The organism is Paenibacillus soyae, from assembly GCF_024623455.1.
In the GTDB taxonomy this organism is placed as follows: Bacteria; Bacillota; Bacilli; order Paenibacillales; family Paenibacillaceae; genus Pristimantibacillus; species Pristimantibacillus soyae.
The window spans coordinates 319,917-337,832 of record NZ_JANIPJ010000001.1 but is presented as its reverse complement, the minus strand read 5'-3'; the positions used below and the strand labels follow the sequence as shown (position 1 = coordinate 337,832).

The 17,916-nt window shown below is 55.9% G+C and carries 18 protein-coding genes; 9 read left to right on the top strand and 9 right to left on the bottom strand.

The window, feature by feature from the left end; genetic code table 11:
- Positions 1-9: 9 nt before the first annotated feature.
- The 5 genes from NQZ67_RS01525 to NQZ67_RS01505 are packed head-to-tail and all read left to right on the top strand — an operon-like array spanning position 10 to position 5,352.
- On the top strand, positions 10-1,230 hold the full coding sequence (locus tag NQZ67_RS01525) for a YheC/YheD family endospore coat-associated protein (protein ID WP_257442084.1): 1,221 nt from the start codon (positions 10-12) through the stop codon (positions 1,228-1,230).
- Positions 1,227-2,603, top strand: a complete 1,377-nt coding sequence (locus tag NQZ67_RS01520; RefSeq protein ID WP_257442083.1) for a YheC/YheD family endospore coat-associated protein — start codon at positions 1,227-1,229, stop codon at positions 2,601-2,603. The genes NQZ67_RS01525 and NQZ67_RS01520 overlap by 4 nt, the downstream gene beginning before the upstream one ends.
- On the top strand, positions 2,600-3,754 hold the full coding sequence (locus NQZ67_RS01515) for a YheC/YheD family endospore coat-associated protein (RefSeq protein ID WP_257442082.1): 1,155 nt from the start codon (positions 2,600-2,602) through the stop codon (positions 3,752-3,754). The genes NQZ67_RS01520 and NQZ67_RS01515 overlap by 4 nt, the downstream gene beginning before the upstream one ends.
- Before the next feature lies 1 nt (position 3,755).
- Positions 3,756-4,253 (top strand): GNAT family N-acetyltransferase, encoded by a 498-nt coding sequence (locus NQZ67_RS01510; RefSeq protein ID WP_257442081.1) that lies wholly within the window; start codon positions 3,756-3,758, stop codon positions 4,251-4,253.
- Entirely contained in the window at positions 4,210-5,352 is a 1,143-nt protein-coding gene (locus NQZ67_RS01505) for a YheC/YheD family endospore coat-associated protein (RefSeq protein ID WP_257442080.1), read from the top strand. The genes NQZ67_RS01510 and NQZ67_RS01505 overlap by 44 nt, the downstream gene beginning before the upstream one ends.
- A 45-nt stretch (positions 5,353-5,397) precedes the next feature.
- Here the strand turns inward: NQZ67_RS01505 and NQZ67_RS01500 are convergent, their stop codons facing one another.
- Positions 5,398-6,063, bottom strand: coding sequence for an HAD family hydrolase (locus tag NQZ67_RS01500; RefSeq protein WP_257442079.1), 666 nt, complete (start codon positions 6,061-6,063; stop codon positions 5,398-5,400).
- A 128-nt stretch (positions 6,064-6,191) separates the two neighbouring features.
- On the opposite strand from NQZ67_RS01500, the gene asd reads away from it, so the two are divergent.
- Complete coding sequence (gene asd, locus NQZ67_RS01495; protein WP_257442078.1) at positions 6,192-6,974, top strand: archaetidylserine decarboxylase; 783 nt, start codon at positions 6,192-6,194, stop codon at positions 6,972-6,974.
- A gap of 97 nt (positions 6,975-7,071) precedes the next feature.
- On the opposite strand, the gene NQZ67_RS01490 is transcribed toward asd, so the two are convergent.
- The gene (locus NQZ67_RS01490; protein ID WP_257442077.1) at positions 7,072-7,857 is read right to left on the bottom strand and encodes a helix-turn-helix domain-containing protein; all 786 of its coding nucleotides are present in this window, start codon (positions 7,855-7,857) and stop codon (positions 7,072-7,074) included.
- Positions 7,858-8,087: 230 nt separating this feature from the next.
- Here NQZ67_RS01490 and NQZ67_RS01485 point away from each other — a divergent pair, with 230 nt between their 5' ends.
- Complete coding sequence (locus NQZ67_RS01485) at positions 8,088-9,386, top strand: aminotransferase class I/II-fold pyridoxal phosphate-dependent enzyme (RefSeq protein WP_257442076.1); 1,299 nt, start codon at positions 8,088-8,090, stop codon at positions 9,384-9,386.
- Between the two features lie 176 nt (positions 9,387-9,562).
- Here the strand turns inward: NQZ67_RS01485 and NQZ67_RS01480 are convergent, their stop codons facing one another.
- From NQZ67_RS01480 to NQZ67_RS01450, 7 genes are all read right to left on the bottom strand, one after another.
- Entirely contained in the window at positions 9,563-10,813 is a 1,251-nt protein-coding gene (locus tag NQZ67_RS01480) for an ABC transporter permease (RefSeq protein ID WP_257442075.1), read from the bottom strand.
- On the bottom strand, positions 10,810-11,559 hold the full coding sequence (locus tag NQZ67_RS01475; protein WP_257442074.1) for an ABC transporter ATP-binding protein: 750 nt from the start codon (positions 11,557-11,559) through the stop codon (positions 10,810-10,812). The genes NQZ67_RS01480 and NQZ67_RS01475 overlap by 4 nt, the downstream gene beginning before the upstream one ends.
- 130 nt (positions 11,560-11,689) lie before the next feature.
- A complete protein-coding gene (locus NQZ67_RS01470) occupies positions 11,690-12,943 on the bottom strand; it encodes an S-layer homology domain-containing protein (protein WP_257442073.1) in 1,254 nt (417 codons plus the stop codon).
- 118 nt (positions 12,944-13,061) lie between these two features.
- Positions 13,062-14,570: a DEAD/DEAH box helicase gene (locus NQZ67_RS01465; RefSeq protein WP_257442072.1), complete on the bottom strand. Its 1,509-nt coding sequence runs from the start codon at positions 14,568-14,570 to the stop codon at positions 13,062-13,064.
- A gap of 24 nt (positions 14,571-14,594) precedes the next feature.
- On the bottom strand, positions 14,595-15,368 hold the full coding sequence (locus NQZ67_RS01460; protein ID WP_257442071.1) for an SDR family NAD(P)-dependent oxidoreductase: 774 nt from the start codon (positions 15,366-15,368) through the stop codon (positions 14,595-14,597).
- Between the two features lie 79 nt (positions 15,369-15,447).
- Positions 15,448-15,909, bottom strand: coding sequence for a chemotaxis protein CheX (locus NQZ67_RS01455; RefSeq protein ID WP_257442070.1), 462 nt, complete (start codon positions 15,907-15,909; stop codon positions 15,448-15,450).
- A gap of 140 nt (positions 15,910-16,049) precedes the next feature.
- Complete coding sequence (locus NQZ67_RS01450) at positions 16,050-17,042, bottom strand: HRDC domain-containing protein (protein WP_257442069.1); 993 nt, start codon at positions 17,040-17,042, stop codon at positions 16,050-16,052.
- Between the two features lie 208 nt (positions 17,043-17,250).
- Between NQZ67_RS01450 and NQZ67_RS01445 the strand changes: the two genes are divergently transcribed.
- Together NQZ67_RS01445 and NQZ67_RS01440 are read left to right on the top strand one after the other, a co-directional pair.
- On the top strand, positions 17,251-17,547 hold the full coding sequence (locus NQZ67_RS01445; protein WP_257442068.1) for a DUF3055 domain-containing protein: 297 nt from the start codon (positions 17,251-17,253) through the stop codon (positions 17,545-17,547).
- A gap of 51 nt (positions 17,548-17,598) precedes the next feature.
- Positions 17,599-17,883 (top strand): hypothetical protein, encoded by a 285-nt coding sequence (locus NQZ67_RS01440; protein WP_257442066.1) that lies wholly within the window; start codon positions 17,599-17,601, stop codon positions 17,881-17,883.
- Positions 17,884-17,916 lie beyond the last annotated feature (33 nt).

The window sequence follows — 17,916 nt, the reverse complement described above, 5'->3', positions numbered from 1 at the left end:
AGTATTCAGATGAAGCTGCCAGCTTCCGCCGTTTTCGGCATATTCGCTTCGCCTCCAAGCCGCGGGAACGAGCAGGCCTTCCCGTCCGAGCCGCGGCTTTGCCGCGAGCTGCTCTCGGCCTCGATTGCAATGGGCATGCAAGCTTACGTGTTCACTGCGGCCGACTATAACCCGCGGACTCAAACGCTTTTCGGCAGCCGTTACGCGGACGGCGCATGGGAGCGGCAGCCCGTCCCTCTTCCCGATGTCGTCTACGACCGCAGCTTCTGCCGGAGCGCAGAGGAGAGGCGAAGCGCCGCCATAACGCTGGCCCGCATGGGGGAGCAGCGCCGGTTCCAGTTCCTGAACGGCAAGCTACCCGGCAAACTGACGATCTACCAGGCGCTGCTGGAGGACGATGCGCTCGCCCCTTATCTTCCTAGGACTACCCCCTACACGGCGGACGCCCTTAGGAACCGGCTGCCGGAGCGCAAATCCGGGCTCGTTCTGAAGCCGGCCGCCGGCATGCAGGGCCGAGGGCTTGTCCATATCTCGCTGGCGGCGCTCTCCGGCGAGCTGCTTGCGCGGGGACGCACGGGCAGCAACCGCCGGTTCAGCCGTTCCTTTGCGGAGATAACGGAGCTTTCGGGTTGGCTGAAGCCGTTCATGCGGGGATCCGCATTTCTTATTCAGCCGTATCTCGTCTTGCGCGATATAGAGAATCGTCCCTTCGATATAAGAGTTTTGCTGCAGAAGGACGGGAGCGGCGCTTGGAAATTGACAGGCATGGCGGCGCGGCGCGGGGAATCGGGTTCATTGACCTCGAATTTGCACGGCGGCGGCGCGGCGATATCGGCTGGGCGTTTGCTGGAAACGAACTTTGGCAAGCCCGAAGCCGAACGTTTATACAGGAAAATCCATACAATATGTGGGCATACAGCAAAACGACTAGAAGACAGCTTCGGAAGATTCGGCGAGCTGGCCTTTGACTTCGGCATCGAACCTTCCGGCAAGCTCTGGCTTCTGGAAGCCAATTCCAAGCCGGGGCGCGACGCGTTCCGCCAAATCGGAGACGACTCCGCCATGAAGCTGTCGATCGAACGTCCCCTTCGCTATGCCAGTTACTTGACCAATCGCGCAGCGCCGACCTTTGTATCCGCTGAATCCGCATACGACCTCGTTCAGCCGCAGCGTTCGATCGCTATTGCCGCCAGGCTGAGGTCCTCAAACGTTCAGGAGGTTCATCGATGAGTTTGACAACTTGTAACGTACACTTCTCCCAGCAGTCCGATAGAGTCGTTTATTTGTCCAGCCCTCTCTACAAGCAGTTCAAGCTAGCCGGCAAAAGGTCGATTCGCATCAAGCTCGGCAATGTCGCGATTTCAGCGCCCGTCAAGCTGCTGAGGCGTGCCGGCAATCATGTCTATCTGTCGGCTGGCGTCAGGAACGCCATCAAAGTGCCGAAGACCGGCAACGTGTGCCTGATAAGCACGGGCGATAACGAGATCCAGCTCGGCCCGCTCGTCGGCATTCTGACCGATACGATTCATCCGGCGGAAAGCTACCCGTTCGGCAACCGCTCGGGCTTTATCAAGGAAGTGATCCGCACGGGCTCGCGCAAAGCCTATATGTTCGGATTTACGCCGAACGACATCAACTGGCAGAAGGAAACGGTCAACGGCTATTTCCTCAACGCGCAGGGCGGCTGGTTCCGCAAGGTCGTGCCTCTTCCGGACGTCGTCTACAACCGGCTGCCGAATCGGAAGGCCGAATCAACGTCCTATATCAGCTCCGTTAGGGAACGGTTCGTGAAGAAGCAGATCCCCCTCTTTAACTGGAGCTTTTTGAACAAGGCGGACGTCTACAAGCTTCTCGACAACGATCCCGAAGCGCTCGCCCATCTCCCCGAATCCGTCGCCAATCCTTCGCCTGCCAAAATCAAGGAAATGCTGGAGAAATATCAGTTCCTGTATTTCAAGCCGGGCGGAGGCAGTCTCGGCATCGGCATCTACCGCTTGACGTACCACCCGGTCCGCGGTTATTTCGTTCGATACCGCAGAGGCAGCCAGAACGTTCTGGTCCGCTATCCTAGCTTCTCATCGATGATGAGAATGCTTCAGGCCAGACTCGGCGGACGCATCAGCCAATACGTGGCGCAGCAGGGAATCCGGCTGGTCGAGATCGACAAATGCCAACTCGATTTCCGGTTCCACATGCATAAGAACGGCCACAATCAATGGGTTCCCGCCGGCATCGGAGCCAAAAAAGCAGGACGCGGAAGCGTCACGACGCATGTGAAAAACGGCGGTTCGCTCATGACGCCGGAGCAAGCGCTGGGACGCACGTTCGGCAGCGAAGCGAATGCGATTCTGGAGAAAGCGAAGCGCGTAGCCGTGAAGCTCTCCGAGGCGATCGAGCGCAACTATCCGCATCGGCTGGGCGAGCTCGGACTTGACATCGGCATCGACAAATCCGGCGACGTATGGATGTTCGAAGCGAACGCCAAGCCGGGACGCTCCATCTTCAAGCATCCCGCACTACGATCGGAGGGCAAGGCCTCCGTCTCCTATATATTCGAGCATTGCTTGTATTTGAGCCGGTTCCAGGGAGGGGACGCTCTATGAATGAGCCCATTCAGGAAATTAAGCAGCTCAAAGAGCCAATGAAAAAAACGCTTGTTCTCGCTATTCTGACCACCGAAGACCCGGACGGAGATTTCCGCGGTAACCGCAGCAACTTCGCGGATTTGATCCGGACCGGGCAAACCATGGGCTTTCTAGTGTATGTGCTGACCGTCAGCAACTTGCTGTTCCGCCGCAAAATGCTTCGGGGCTACGTCTACCACGCCGAATCGAAAAAATGGCAAAGGAAGCTCATGCCTTTCCCCGATATCATCTATAACCGCATCCCCCACCGTGAGGACGAGATGCAGCCGGCCGTCAGACAGAAGATCAACGCCTGCCGCAAGCACCCGCGCGTCATGCTGTTCAATCCGTCTTTCTTCAACAAATGGGATTTGTTCGAATGGCTCAAAAAGTCGAGAAACACGAAGCCGTTCATTCCGACGACGAGAAAGCTTATGAACGTCAGCAGCCTCAACCGGCTGATGCGCAAGCACCCTTATCTTTACCTGAAGCCGGTTAGCGGCAAAGCCGGCAAAGGCATCATGACGGTACGCCTTCACGGAGGCAAGAGCTTGCCGTACAGGCTCAAGATTCAAGAGAACCGGAGCAGCTCGACCTATAACTGCTCTTCGCTCGAGAAGCTATGGGCGCGTATCCAGAAGGAAAGCGGCGGCGAAGCCTATATCGCCCAGCAAGGCATCCAGCTTGCGTCCGTTAATGAACGGCGCTTCGATCTCCGGGCGCTCGTGCAGAAAAACCGGCGGGGCTATTGGGAGCTGACCGGACTAGGCGCCCGGCTGGCCGGGGAATCGAGCATTACGACCCACGTCCCAAGGGGCGGGCGGATCGAGGACCCGGAGAAGCTGCTTACGTATTCATTCGGCGCGGAGCAGGCACATAAGCTGTTGCATAAGGCCAAAACGACCGTGCTCCTGATCGCCAAGCAGATTGAACGAGCCTCGGGCCAGCGCCTCGGCGAGATGTCGATGGACTTAGGCGTCGACCACAACGGAAATCTGTGGTTTTTTGAAGCCAATTCCAAACCGATGAAATTCGACGAGCCGCATATCAGGCAGAAATCGCTGGAACGGATTTTTCAATACGGGTCTTATCTCGCGCGCAAAAAAACGAGAAGAGCAGGAGGCGTCTAACATGGAGCTGCTTCGGCTGACACCTGAGGAATGGATGAAAGAGAAGAGGAGATTGCTCGGCTTTATCATTCGGTTCGGGGAGAAGCGGATTACGGTAGCTTCGCTCCATGCGCTTCGCAGCCTGGAACCGTCTTGGCTGTTGCCGGACGAAAACGGATTGTCGAGAGCGGCCGTCGTTGTCGCCAAACAAAACGGACGCGTAGCGGGACTTGGCTTCGCGGCGGACGGGGGAGACGGGGGCTGTCTCCTCGTCGTCCATCCCGGCGCGCGGAGAAGCGGCACGGGAAGCATGCTCATGCGGGCCATGATGAATGCGCTGGGGCATCTGGCCTGCCATGTCGCCGCAGACAATATTCCCAGCATGGCGCTCTGCTTCGCCTTGGGAATGAAGGCCGTGTCGATTCACAAAGGGCCTACCGGCAAATCGACGCTTCGTTTCGAAAGGGGAGTCCAGCATGACGCAGCCCGTCCTGGGCATATTGACGCTATATCTCAATGACGCGGGCGTACTCGAGGAGCGGGATTACTATCAGAAAATGACGGTGGAGGGCCGCAAGCTCGGGCTGAACGTTTTCGTATTCACGCCTCAAGACGTGCATGACAAAACGAATTTGATCCGGGCCCTCTTCTACGACCCCGACACGAAGCTCTGGCGCAGGAAATGGACGGCGTTTCCCGATATGATCTTCGATCGTTGCCGGATTCAGCGTTCGCCGAGATTCGATCAGCTGCTCAAATTCCGGGCCAAATACGCGAGCCGTCTGTTCCTCAACCGGCCGCTGCGGAACAAATGGACGATTCATTCGGTCTTGTCGAAGGACTCCCGATTCCGGAATTATTTGCCGAAAACCCGCTATTTCGAAAGCTTGCAGGACGTCTACGATATGCTTCGCGCCTATCCCTTGCTCTATCTCAAGCCAATCAACGGAACGGGAGGCCGCGGCATTCTGCGAATCGAACGCGAGAAAAACGGCATGCTGCTCGTGCAAGGCAGGGATCAAAAAAGACGCATCGTTCAGCCCGTCCGAATGAAGGCCGAGCGGCTCAGCGGCTATTTGGCCAATTGGAATCTCAAGGATACTAAATACATCGTGCAGCAGGGCATCCAGCTTAAGCTTGCAAGCGGGCGCGTTCACGACTACCGGCTCCTCGTTCAGAAGGACGGCACGGGCGAATGGACGGTTACCGGATGCGCCGGCCGGATCGGCGCCTACGGCAGCATCACCGCCAACCTGCACGGCGGGGGCAAGGCGGTGAAGATGGATAAGCTGCTTCAAGCCTGGTTCCGGGAAGAAGACAAAATCGCGCGTATCAAAGAGGAAGTCGAAAGCTTCGGAATCGGCGTCGCGCAATACTTGGAGCTGTGTTATGACGCGCTTTGCGAGCTGGCGATCGATATCGCGATCGACCGCGGCGGCCGCATTTGGATGATCGAAGTCAATCCGAAGCCGGCGAGGGAAGTATTCATCCGCGCGGGCGAGGAGGATGTCTACCGTCAGGCGATCGCGAAGCCTCTTGAGTACGCCCTATGGAAATATAAACGAATGAAGACGCTGAAGAGCAAGAGGAACGGCATAGACGAACAGACCGGGCGGTAATAACGTCCGGTCTGTTGCGTTGCGGCTATTTCATTCAACTGTTTTCTACCCGAGAAGCTCGCGGAAATCGGTGATAAGGACATCGGCCTCCTCCAGCTCGGAAGCTCCGCCGTACTTGGCATAGGCGCAGCCGACGGTCTTCAAGCCGTTGCCTCTTCCCGCCTCCACGTCGGAGGAGCGGTCTCCGATCATCCACACCGTCTGTCCTGCGAGTCCATGGTCGGCGATCAGCCTGGAGACAAGCTCGACCTTGGTAGCCGTGCCGTACTCCCCCGCGCTGTATATGCCGTCGAACAAGCCGGCGATGCCCCGGTGCTTCGCGACGCCTTTCACGTACGCTTCCAGCCCGTTGCTCGCGACGAACAGCTTCGCGCCGCCTTCCTTCAGCTTGCGCAAGGTTTCTTCCACGTGCGGATACAGCCGCCCTTCCCCGGCAGCGAGCCCTTCCAGCTCGTACTGAAGCAGAAGCACATCCGCTCTTGTGCGGGCTTCGGCGCTGGCGTCCGGCATTACCTTTCTCCACAGGTCGTCAAGCAGCATGCCCAGGCAGCCGAGCAGCCGCTCGACGGGCGGCGTCTCCGCCGTATACAGCCCTTCCTCCCGCAGCGTTCGGAACACTCGCTGGTGAACGGACACCAGCAGCGTGTCCGTCTCGAATAAAGTGCCGTCCATATCGAATATGAGCGCGTCTGGGCGCCGTTCCGTTGTCATGATCGCTACATCCCTTCCAGAAGATGTAACCATCATATCGAAAGGCTCCGGTATCCTGCAACTATTGATAAAATGAAGACGATATGTCAAACTGTTCTTACTTCGAGAAAGGACGTGAAGGTGCCGCAATGACCAGATGGCTGCTACGCGCCATGACGGAGCTCAGCTCCCGCAAATGGATTTCCCGCATGACCGGCAGATTCGCCCAGTCCGGCGCCAGCCGCGTCATGATTCCCCGCTTTGCCAAGCTGTATGGCATCGCGACCGAAGAAGCCGAGAAGCATCTCCATGAATATAAGAGCTTAAACGAGTTTTTCACGAGAAGATTGAAGCCGGGCATGCGTACCGTCCATTCCTCTCCAAGCTCGGTCGCAAGTCCCGTGGACGCCGTCATTACCGGTATCGGTACCATCCATTCCGGCACGCTGCTCGGCGTCAAAGGGCAAGATTACACGATCGACGAGCTGCTCGGAGGTTCGTCCAGAGCAAGCCGCTATCATAACGGATTCTATATGGTCCTGTACCTCAGCCCCACGGACTATCACCGGATCCATGTCCCCGTCACCGGCCGGGTCGTGGAGCGCGAGCATCTCTCCGGCAAGGTATACCCGGTTAACGAATTCGGCTTGAGACATATGAAGAGGGTGCTTAGCCGGAACGAACGGCTGATTACATATATTAGGCACGAGCGCGGCGAGGCTGCCGTCGTCAAAGTCGGCGCGATGAACGTAAGCAGCATCAAATACGTGCTTCCTCTTCAGGACGACGTGACCAAGGGAGACGAGCTGGCCTATTTCGAATTCGGCTCGACCGTCGTCCTGCTGCTGGAAGACCACACCTTCGTTCCTCGGAAGGATCTTCAGCTCGGCGCCAAGGTTCGCATGGGCGAATCGCTGGGCGACTTGTCGTAGATAACGGGGACGTTAATTACAGCACGACACAAAAAGACTGCTTCGCTCTTCCCTGACGGGATGAGGAAGCAGTCTTTTGGCGTGGCGATCCATGGTGCTACCTGATTTCGGAAGGACTTCTTCCGGTATATTGCTTGAACTGGCGGCTGAAGAAGAAGATGTCCCGGTACCCGAGCGCGTCCGCCACCTCGGTGACGTTCATTCCCGCATGCATAAGCAGGTGCTGCGCGCGTTCGATTCGGGTTTGAATCATATACGTCTGAACGGACATGCCGATCAGCTCCTTGAATTTCATCGAGAAATAACGCGGGGACAGCTGCGCCCTCATGGCCAGATCCTCCACCCGGTGGGCGATGCCCGGATTTTGCCGGATATAATTGGCAACCTCGTGAATCGCTTCGGTCAGCTGATTGCTCGCTTTCTTCTCTATCGGAGCCTGGTTATCCGCGCGCAGCAGTTGAATCATCAGCGACTTGAGCACGAGTCTCGCTTCCTCTTGCGCCGCATAAGTCTGAACCAGGAACAGCCTGACGTATCGGGACAGCATATATTCGAAATCGACCGTATCGTCCAGCACCCGGTAACGCTCCGGCACCTGGTTGATCGTCTCGTTCACCGCAAAATGAATATACGTGAGCACAAGCGGCTTCTGCGGGTTATGGGTCGCGCTCGTATAATCGCCTGGCCGGAACAGAAAACAGCTGCCCTTGCCAACCTGATAATGAACGCCGTTCACCTCAACCTCCCCTTCGCCGCTCCATACATAGAACAGATCGAAGTTGGCCATCGGCTTCTCTCGTCTGGCCCATCTCCAGCCCGGCTCGCATACGATTTTGGCGAACGCGGGAAGCAGACTCAAGGAATCGGGCGATACATGAAGCATAATTGTTCCTCCCTCGCAACATGCGGGCGGCGTTCGGCGTTGCCGACAAAGCCGCTGTTCTCATCTTATAATAGCGCCCTCAAGCAATCAACCATGATTAACCGCGCATAAGCAACAATTTTAAGATTAAAATTCTCATTTGAGAATGGTTTGCAACGGATAAAGATGGTATAATATCACGAACATTAAAAGAACTAAAGAACTGATTTCGGAAGGATGGAATGAAGTCCATGAACCCACTGGCACAGCAGTTAAACGAGACGTTGCAGAAGGAGAGCCCGAACGTCTACGCCATGTTGTCTAACTTAGGCAAAGCGATTTATTTCCCCAAAGAAGGCATTCTTAGTCAATCCGCTGAAGCGAAGACGAAAGCGAACAAATATAACGCTACGATCGGCATCGCGCTAGAGGGCGGCCAGCCGATGCATCTGAAGCTCATTCAAGATACGCTGAGCGCTTATCAGCCGAAGGACTTGTACGAATATGCGCCGCCGGGCGGCAAGCCGGAATTGAGGAGCGCTTGGCGCGCCAAGATGGTGAAGGATAACCCTTCTCTTGAAGGAATCGGATTCGGAAATCCAATTGTGACGAACGCCCTGACGCACGGCCTCAGCATCGTGGCCGATCTATTCGCGGACAGCGGCGACGCCGTCATCATCCCGGACAAAAATTGGGAGAACTACGAGCTGACCTTCGGCGTCCGCCGCGGCGCAGTCATCGTGGAATACCCGTTATATAATGAGAAAATCCGTTTCAACAGCGCAGGTCTGCGCGAAGCGCTGCTCGCGCAGAAGGACAAGGGCAAAGCGATCGTCGTCCTGAACTTCCCGAACAATCCGACGGGCTATACGCCTGACGCGCACGAGGGAGAAGAGATCGTGGCCGCCATTCGCGACGCGGCGGAGGCCGGGGTGAATATCGTCGCCGTAACCGATGACGCTTACTTCGGCTTGTTCTTCGAAAATTCGCTGCAAGAGTCGCTGTTCTCGAGACTGGCCTCCCTTCACCCGCGCGTTCTTGCCGTTAAGGTAGACGGCGCGACCAAAGAGGAATATGTGTGGGGCTTCCGGGTCGGCTTCATTACGTACGCGTCCGAATCGCAAGCGACGCTTGCGGCTCTAGAGCAGAAGACACTCGGCATCATCCGTTCGACGATTTCCAGCGGTCCTCACCCTTCGCAGACCTTCGTCCTTCACGCGCTGCAATCGCCGGAGTTCGACGCGCAGAAGGCCGAGAAATTCGAGATCATGAAGGGCCGCGCGAACCGTGTCAAATCGCTGCTCGACAGCGGGCGCTACGGCAACGACCTTGCCTATTACCCGTTCAACTCCGGCTACTTCATGTGCTTGAAGCTGTCGACCGTATCCGCCGAAGCCGTTCGCCAGCATCTGCTTAACCAATATGGCATCGGCACGATCGCCCTTGGCGAAACGGATCTTCGCGTCGCCTTCTCTTGCATCGAAGAGGAGAACCTTGAAGAGCTGTTCGATACGATTCACAAAGCCGTAACCGAGGTTGCGGGACGTTAATAGAAGGAGAACCGCCCCGGGACTGGTCCCGGGGCGGTTTGTTTGTATTTGCAGTGTTAACGCTGCGGTAGCTGCACGCCAGGGCTTAACACGACTTTTTCGTGTTATTGCTCTCCCCAACTGCCTCGCAGGCTCTGTAACACGACTTTTTCGTGTTAATTCCACCTCGCCAAGCTTCAGTCCTCATCCGCTTCTACGCGAAGCTTCCGGCGGAGACGGGCCGGCCGCGTGGCCGCGTATAAGAAAGCGGCGGCGAGCGCCGCAAGCGGCGGAGCGAATAATCCGCCGATCAGAAGCGGCAGCGCGGCCGGCAGCCAGAGCAGCAGCAAGCCCGCGATCAGCGCAGCGCGATCGACCCGCAGCAGCTGTTCGATCTGCTTCTCTTCCGGAAGCGGATAGACATGCTTCCATACGGAATGGCAGTGCACCGCGCGAAGCCCGCTGAGCTGAAGGCCGTAGACCAGCCCCGTCAGTACATAGGCGAATACCGCCGCCCAGCCGGCCAAATTTTGCGAATCCGCAGCCATATAACAGACGAGTCCCCCCAGCAGCAATATGCGCACCAATATGCCGCCCAGCTCGGAGCGAATCAGCGAAGCCCCGTATAAGAAAACAAAGGTTTGGCTGTGGGCGTAACGGATCCGGGGAATGATCCAATCCAGATAAGGTCGGCGGGACACGCTCGGCGCCAGAACGGGAACGTCGATAAACATGCCAAAAAACGCGTAATATCTTTTTCTCGTCATCGTCTCTTCATGAATCAGTCTTTCCCAGTTCAGCCGCTGCTTCTTCGGAAGCGAGCAGCAAAGCCATGCGAGAAGCCCGCACAACACCATAAATGCGGCAGCCTGCCACCAAAGGGCCGTTAGCCACGCGGCGACGGCAAGCGCCGTCAGCGTCCACCGCAGCAAGCGGGAAATTCGCCTTATGCCGCTCCAGGCCATGCGGCGTTCCTGACAGGCTCCCGCCATATTGCCGCCCTTCACGAGCAGCAGACCGATCGCGAGCAGCCAGGCCGGAATATTCGCGTCGCCTTGCAGGTAGATGGGCATGTACAGCATAAAAACAGCGGCCGCAAGCCATCCCGTCTTAAAAAAGGAGCCTCTTAAAGACTTGCTCAAATATTCGCCCATCTCGGCTTCTCTCGGCATAATAAAAACGATGTCGGCCGGGAATAAGTAGGTTCGCAGCGGGCTCCAGGCGAGCAGCGGAGTCAGCGCGATCACCCCTACCGGCACGATAGGGAAATCCGCCGGCAAATGCCGGATCAGCTGCACGTAACCGATTGCGGAGGCAATGAACAGTAACGACAAAAAGGACGGAAAACCGCTTTGCCCCATGTAACGAAGATACGGCAGCACCTCCTTCCGGAACGCTCGGGCCCGCTCTTGCCGCAGCTCCGCTAGGCGGCTTACCTCACCCCTCATCGGTCCCCTCCAGTGACGAGCCGGTAGAACGCGTCCTCAAGCGACCCGCTCCTCTGCTCCATGCCGGCCGCCGACCGAATCGCGTCCAAATCGCCTTGCGCCGCAATCCTGCCTTGATGCATCACGATAAACCGGTCGCAGTAGGTTTCCACCGTGGACAATATATGCGAGCTCATCAAGATCGCCGCGCCCCGCCTCTTCACCTCGACAAGCTGATCCAGCAGCGACCGAATGCCGAGCGGGTCCAAGCCGAGGAATGGCTCGTCGATAATATAGAGCGGCGGCGCGGCGAGCAAAGCGCTCATGATCATCACCTTCTGCTTCATCCCTTTGGAGAGATGGGAAGCGAACGCCTTCCGTTTCGGCACCATTTGATATTGCTCGAGCAAACTGGCCGCGGACTGTTCATATTGCTCTTCCGGCACCTGATACGCCATTGCGCTGAGCCGAAGATGCTCCTCCACCGTCAATTCGTCGAATAGGACCGGCGTCTCCGGCACATATGCGAACGCGGATCGGTATTGCTGCGGCGATTCCTGCAAGCTCACGCCCGCCACCTTCACGTCGCCCTCATGAGGATGCATTAATCCGAGAATATGCTTAATCGTCGTGCTTTTGCCGGCTCCGTTCAATCCGATCAATCCGACCATCTCGCCGGCCCTTAGCTCGAAATCGATGCCGTGCAGCACGGGTCTTCGCGGGGTATACCCGCCCGTTAATTGACTGACGCGCAATATCGTTTCCATACGCCTTCCCCTTCTGCTGCCAATATGTACCTTACTCCTCCAAGCATACCGAATCCCGCCGCCAATTTCAAAAAAGAAGCACCCCGCTGCGTTTCCGCTGGCGGGGTGCCTCTTTCAACCGTTCAAACATTTATTTAATCGTGATCGTTTTAACGATGTTGTTTTCGCCTTTCACTTCGACCGCTTGGTTAGCCGTCAGCTTCGTGACGTCGCCGACGATCGTTACGTTAGGATCTACGTTATAGATAAGGACGGTTGTCTGCGAATTGACTTCTTTGGTGATGGAAATCGTCGCCAGCTTCGCTTGAGCGTTGAACGTCAGCGTATTCACTTTGCCCGTTTCGGTGAACGCCGTGCTGACCGGCGCCTTCTCCGTTACTTCGATGAATACGATTTTGTTCTGGTACGTGCGTACGAACAGCTTATCGCCGGCTTGCAGGTCGCTTACCGCAGCCTTCTTGCCGTCTCTGAAAATAAAGACGGTCGGATCGATCGCCAGCGCAAGCTCCGTGTTATCCGCTTTAACGACCGTCAGTTGGCCGTTAGCCGGAGCGGCTTTCAGCGTGCCTGTAATCGCTTGAGCGTCGTGGTCCGGCATTTCGCCGTCCGTGCGGTCAAGCAGGGCGGCAAGCTCGGCGCGAGTTACCGGTTGGTTCGGACGGAACGTTTTGTTACCGTGCTTGTCAACGTAACCGGTAATGATGCCTTTATCAAGTGCGAGCTTCACATAACCAACGGAGCCGGCCGGAATTTGATTCGCGTCCTTGAAGTCCAGCTTCTCATTGTTCAGCTTTTTAGCTTCGTCTTCCAGCTTAAGCGCTTTAATAAGAAGGATCGTCGACCACAGTCTTGTCGCGTTCTCCTCCGGCTTGATTTCCGATTCCGTCTCGGCGAACAGGTCGTTCTCCAGCGCTACGGCTACGTAGCCGACAGCCCAAGGATATTTTTTCTCCAGCTTGTCCGCATCCTTGAATTGCAGCTCCGTGCTCATTTCGGCAGCCGATTCCGCTTGCTCGCGAAGTCCCATCAGACGAACGGCCGCAGTCAATGTTTCAATGCGGGAAATTTTTTGCTTCGGCTTGAATGTACCATCTTCATAACCTGTGAAGACGCCTTTGGCAGCCAGACGCATAACATACTCAAGCGCCCACTCCAGCTGCTCCTCGTCCTCGAAGTTCCAGCGAACCGTTATTTCGTCATCGTCATCTTTATCGTCATCATCATCGTCGCGGTCACGGTCGCGGTCGTCGTCGTGCCAGCCGTTTCCTTTTTTATAATCGTCCCCCCGGCCGTTGCCTTTTCCGTCCGCGAACGCAGCAGTCGCTCCCGTAGTCAGCATAATAAGAGCCATAGCCGATATTGCCGTTTTTCTCCACTTGTTCATCAAAAAAGCCACTCTCCTTTAGTACGATTTACGGAAATATATTCCGTTTGTTACCTTCGACCATAACATTCGTGGGCTCGGGCTCGTTTAAAGGGGGTGGCTCGAAAAAAATATTTTTTTAATCGGATTTCGTCGACTGGCGTTTCTCTTTCAGCCATTTCGGAGCGCCTTTGTCTTTGGCGTCGCGCTTCTTGGCGGCTTTCGATTTAGCTGCCGTCAGCGGCTTGTCCGCCTTGCCTGAACGGGGACCCGCGCCCGGCTTCGTCTTGCCGGAAACGACGGCAGCTTCCCGCTTAACCGTACCGCCGGTCGAGCGGGCAAAAGACGCGTCGCTCTTGACCGCCTTCGCAGGAGAAGACTGCGGCTTCCTGTCGCTTGTCCGGGAGTCTCGCAATATCGGCTCGCCGGGAGCGGATGCCGTTCGCCCATCATGTTTCGCGCGTTCCTTCGCCAGCCGTTCCAGCTTCGGTTTTGTCGCCTCGCGGAGCTCCTCCTCGGACAACAGCTCGCCGCGATACATCGCGCGTTCGCTAAGATCGATGCCGAGCTGCTTGCGGAATTTCTCCATAATAAACAGCTCCTGCGGCGTCACGATCGTAATGACCGTCCCGCTGCGGCCCATCCGGCCCGTGCGGCCAGCTCTGTGAACATAATGATCCGCGTCGACGGCCGGATCCAACTGCAGCACTAGCGGCAGACCCTCGATATCGAGTCCGCGCGCCGCGACATCCGTCGCGAGCAGAAGCTGGCAGCGACCGTCGCGGAAACGCTCGAGCGTTGCCGCCCTGCGCTGTTTATCGGCGTCGCCATACAGCATTTCCACCGTAAAGCCTTCATAGGCCAGCTTGGATTCCCAGTTGGCAATCTCGTTCGTATCGTTCAAGAACAGAAGGGCGGATTTCGGATTCAACAGACGAATGAGTCTTCTGGCCGTGTCCGTCTTATCCCGTTTGTCGCTAATAATATAATAGTTCTCCACCGTTTGAGACACGCGATGCTCCGGGGTCAGCTGTACGCGCGTGGCCGATCTCATCCAGCGGCCTTCGAACCTGGCCATCTGCTCCGGATGCGTCGCGGAGAAAAAAGCCATCTGGCGATCCTTGCCCATGCCGAAGAGGACCGCCTCGACTTCCTTCGTAGATCCGAGCTGGAACACTTGATCCGCTTCGTCGATGACGACATGACGCACATCGCTCAGCTTCAGCTTGCGAAGCTTCAGCAGCTCGTGAAGCCGGCCCGGCGTTCCGATTACCAGCTGCGGACGCAGCTTCAGCTTCTCTACCTGCCGCTTCAAGGCAGCGCCGCCGATCAGCTGCTGGACGCGTATGCCGAGCGGCTCGGCATAGACCTGCGCGACCCGCACGATCTGCATGGCCAGCTCTTGCGTCGGCGATAAGATGACGGCCTGGATCGCTCCCGATTGGGTGTCAATCTTCTGCAGGACCGGCAGCAGAAAAGCAAGCGTCTTACCTGTTCCCGTCTGCGAACGAGCGCTTACGTCATGCCCCGCCAGAAGTGCCGGGATCGTCTCCGCTTGTACGCCCGTCGGCTGGTTGATGCCGTTCTGATTCAGCGTCTCGATTAATTTCGCGTCGATTCCGAGCTCGCTCCATGTTTTGTTGCTCATTCCATTCCCTCGCTTATCTCATGCCTATTTTCTATTAAACAATCCGCCGAACATGCGGTCGGCCACCCTTGGGAATAATCCGTACAGCTTAATGCCGACCGATGCCGCGCGGGGCAGATCGAGCTCGTGCGTCTTGCGTTCCATGACGCGGACGATCGCTCTCGCCACGTAATGCGGCTTCATCATAAACCAGCTGACGTTCTTCACGTAAGAGCCGGACGGATCCGCAATGGCGAAAAATTCCGTATCGATCGGACCGGGGTTAATCGACGATACGTGAATGCCAAGCGGCTTCAGCTCCATGCGCAGCGAATTCGTGAAGCCTAACACGGCGTGCTTCGTCGCCGTATAACTGGTCGATTTGGCCGAGCCGATCTTCCCCGCCATGGAAGCCACATTGACGATGTGGCCTTCTCCGCGCTTCTCCATATGCGGAAGAACGGCCTTCACGCATCGGACGATCCCCATATAATTCGTATCCATCATCGCTTCGAAGCTCTCCACCGGCATGTTCGATATCGTCTCGAACTGTCCGTATCCCGCATTGTTAAGCAGGATATCGATTCTCCCGTAGCGTTCGATGACCGCGTCGACCGTTTGCCGGACCTGCTCCATGTCCGTGACGTTCATCACGTAATAGGCGCATTCGCCTTTTATCGAAGCCGCTTGCTGCTTCAACCGCTCGACGTTCCGCCCGGTCAAGATCGGTATCGCTCCCCGTTCCGCTAGGATCGCTGCCGTGATCGCGCCGATTCCGCTGGAAGCTCCCGATATCAATACAATCTTGCCTTTTAACATCCAACATCACCCACTCTCAAGTGTACTTCATCCCTTGCCCAATAAGCAAAAAAAGCCCCCCGCAGGAGCTTCTTTCGCATTAGGACGCTATCAGCACTTGAATATCCAGCTCACCGATTCCTTCCATGATAAGAGGAATCGTCAGCGCTTGGGAGGCGTTGAAGCCGGCCGATTGCGCGGATTGAATAAGTTTTGGCGGCGTGATGTCGACACGTACTCCTTGATTGAACAGTATCGTGCTGGCATTGCCGCTGATCATGTTGCCGAGCTCGGAAATGGCGCTTCGGCCAATTTCGTCGATTTCGGAAATCGCGTATCCGCCCATCATCGCGGAAACCATCTTGAGCGCAACCTGTTCACTAAGTCCGAATACAATATCCCCATTCATCTGTCCGTTGATCCCGATTTGAATCCAAATATAGTTTTCAACAAACTTAATGTCCTTGATCCCTAGTTGTCCAGTAGCAGGTCTGATTTGCACGACTTGCTCGATTACGATTTTTGCTGATTCAAGAAACGGATTTATATATTCTGCCTTCATAAAGAGGATGCGCTCCTTTTTCGACAAAATTCGCAATTTGTCTGTTTGCAACTATTATACTTGAAATCATAGGACAAGTATACTACCAAAACTTTATATATGACTTTCGGCCTACGTGTTAAATGTATCCATTCAATAGATTAAACCGCTTTTTCGTGCTTTTTTCTCCGATAACTCATGCGCATCAGCCGAAGCCTCTCGTATAATTGCTCAACGGGACGTTCAGCATGCGCCTGCGGATCCTCTCCGTATACTTGCGCGAGAACCGGCTTCAGATAACGGTCGCCAAATGTCGACAGCGCCTGCCAAATCAGCTCTCGTTCTCCTTCTTCTACTAGACTAAGCTCTCTATCCAGCAGCGGGTCGATATCGTAGCCTTCCTGCTCCAGCTGCTCGATCCGAAGAAGCAGCTCTCGCCGGGACAGCTTCAGCTCTTTCTGAAGCTGGTCTAATCCCCCTGCTTGCTGCAAAATGTGCAAAATTTGTTTTTTCTCCTGCTGACGGTCCATCATGCCTTTATATTTGTTCTCCTTCTGCTTGTAGAGCCAGGCCGTATATTGTTCCGCGTCCAGAGCCCCAGGCACCCAATCCAGCGGGAAGCCGGTCGCGCGTTCCGCTCCGGCCGTAATATGAAGCACCGCTTCGCCGTAAGCTTCTTGCTTCGCTTTGCCCCAGCCCGGAATTTGCGACAACTCTTCCCCGCTCTGCGGAACGAACGCGCTGATCATCCATAGCATGCGGTTGGTCGCTACCAAATAGGCGGATTTCTTCTCGGAGGCGGCAGTCTTGCGGCGCCAGTCCTTCAGCAGCTGGAACAATTCATCATTCGCATGCATTTCTCCATAGCACTGAAGCATCGTTAAGTAGCTGCCCGGTCCTCGCTCGCTCTCGAGCATCCCGTCCACGATCGGCGCGAAGCCTTGCCCCATCATTCTGGCTATCCCATAACGGAAGGCCGTCATCATCTCCTCCCAGGACACGCCTTCGAACCAGCGCTCCGTCTCGCTTCCTTCTTTCTCTTCCAGCCAATCCACGCCCCATACTCCCTGTTCCTCGCTGATAGTCAGCTGCGCGCTTACATTGGCGCCTTCCTCCGTTTGCCTCTCGAACGTGTTCAGAAATACGATTTGCATGCCTACACTCTCCTCGTCGTTTTTTCGATTGGTCCTCACGAATGACGGAAAAAACGCAAAAAAGCACCCCTTCTGCCGCAGCAGAAGAGGTGCTTCCTCGGTCCGTACCTTCATTCGATTGCTTTTATGCTACCATAACGCGAGGCAGGATTCAATATATTATTGTATAATGATACCACTACTTTATTGAACAGCGGAGGTACAAATCATGCAGCTCCCAAATTACGACTTCATGTCGGATTCGACGGAAGAGACGACGACAAGGTTTACGACGTTTATTTCCCCCAGCCTGGCGAGGTTCGATCTTGCCATAACGACGACCAACCGCTTTTACGGCAAAAAGCTTGTTACGGATTTGCAGTCCGGCAAGACCGCGATTATCGGACCGGATGACCTGGAGGAGGAAGGCTACATCGCGCATACGTTTAAATTAACGGAGGAAGAGGCCTCCGAGCTTACGCAATTTCTTTATTTTGTGGTAGGAACGGTGAATTTTACGGATTAATCTAGGTAATCCTATGGTCGTAGCTGACTATGCTTTCAGGAGGAGCTTGCCATGGACCGGTACGAATCGGAAGAACGCGATCGTTACTACAAGGATGTGTCGACTGTTGAATCTCAGCGGAATGACCTTGCACTCGAAGAGTTCCCCGAAGGACCGTACGGCTCTTCGCTTCTAAGCGAAACATTCGCAAAAAGCTCGCCGTGGCGGATGAGCCAGAGATCCTCCGAACGATTCGGCTACGAGAACCGCACGCTTCACCGCGGGATCGGCCGAGATTATCCGGGCGAAGACGACTACGCGAACGCCGCCGTTCCGGAAGTGCAGGACGAACCTTAAATAGCAGAAACGCCCTTGGCTCGTTTCGGCAAT

Coding starts and splice junctions, on each gene's coding strand:
- NQZ67_RS01485 (WP_257442076.1), top strand. CDS start 8,088: ATGAACCCACTGGCACAGCAGTTAAACGAGACGTTGCAGAAGGAGAGC.
- NQZ67_RS01505 (WP_257442080.1), top strand. CDS start 4,210: ATGACGCAGCCCGTCCTGGGCATATTGACGCTATATCTCAATGACGCG.
- NQZ67_RS01445 (WP_257442068.1), top strand. CDS start 17,251: ATGCAGCTCCCAAATTACGACTTCATGTCGGATTCGACGGAAGAGACG.
- NQZ67_RS01500 (WP_257442079.1), bottom strand. CDS start 6,063: ATGACAACGGAACGGCGCCCAGACGCGCTCATATTCGATATGGACGGC.
- NQZ67_RS01440 (WP_257442066.1), top strand. CDS start 17,599: ATGGACCGGTACGAATCGGAAGAACGCGATCGTTACTACAAGGATGTG.
- NQZ67_RS01515 (WP_257442082.1), top strand. CDS start 2,600: ATGAATGAGCCCATTCAGGAAATTAAGCAGCTCAAAGAGCCAATGAAA.
- NQZ67_RS01460 (WP_257442071.1), bottom strand. CDS start 15,368: ATGTTAAAAGGCAAGATTGTATTGATATCGGGAGCTTCCAGCGGAATC.
- NQZ67_RS01525 (WP_257442084.1), top strand. CDS start 10: ATGAAGCTGCCAGCTTCCGCCGTTTTCGGCATATTCGCTTCGCCTCCA.
- NQZ67_RS01480 (WP_257442075.1), bottom strand. CDS start 10,813: ATGAGGGGTGAGGTAAGCCGCCTAGCGGAGCTGCGGCAAGAGCGGGCC.
- NQZ67_RS01465 (WP_257442072.1), bottom strand. CDS start 14,570: ATGAGCAACAAAACATGGAGCGAGCTCGGAATCGACGCGAAATTAATC.
- NQZ67_RS01490 (WP_257442077.1), bottom strand. CDS start 7,857: ATGCTTCATGTATCGCCCGATTCCTTGAGTCTGCTTCCCGCGTTCGCC.
- NQZ67_RS01520 (WP_257442083.1), top strand. CDS start 1,227: ATGAGTTTGACAACTTGTAACGTACACTTCTCCCAGCAGTCCGATAGA.
- NQZ67_RS01450 (WP_257442069.1), bottom strand. CDS start 17,042: ATGCAAATCGTATTTCTGAACACGTTCGAGAGGCAAACGGAGGAAGGC.
- NQZ67_RS01455 (WP_257442070.1), bottom strand. CDS start 15,909: ATGAAGGCAGAATATATAAATCCGTTTCTTGAATCAGCAAAAATCGTA.
- NQZ67_RS01475 (WP_257442074.1), bottom strand. CDS start 11,559: ATGGAAACGATATTGCGCGTCAGTCAATTAACGGGCGGGTATACCCCG.
- NQZ67_RS01470 (WP_257442073.1), bottom strand. CDS start 12,943: ATGAACAAGTGGAGAAAAACGGCAATATCGGCTATGGCTCTTATTATG.
- NQZ67_RS01510 (WP_257442081.1), top strand. CDS start 3,756: ATGGAGCTGCTTCGGCTGACACCTGAGGAATGGATGAAAGAGAAGAGG.
- asd (WP_257442078.1), top strand. CDS start 6,192: ATGACCAGATGGCTGCTACGCGCCATGACGGAGCTCAGCTCCCGCAAA.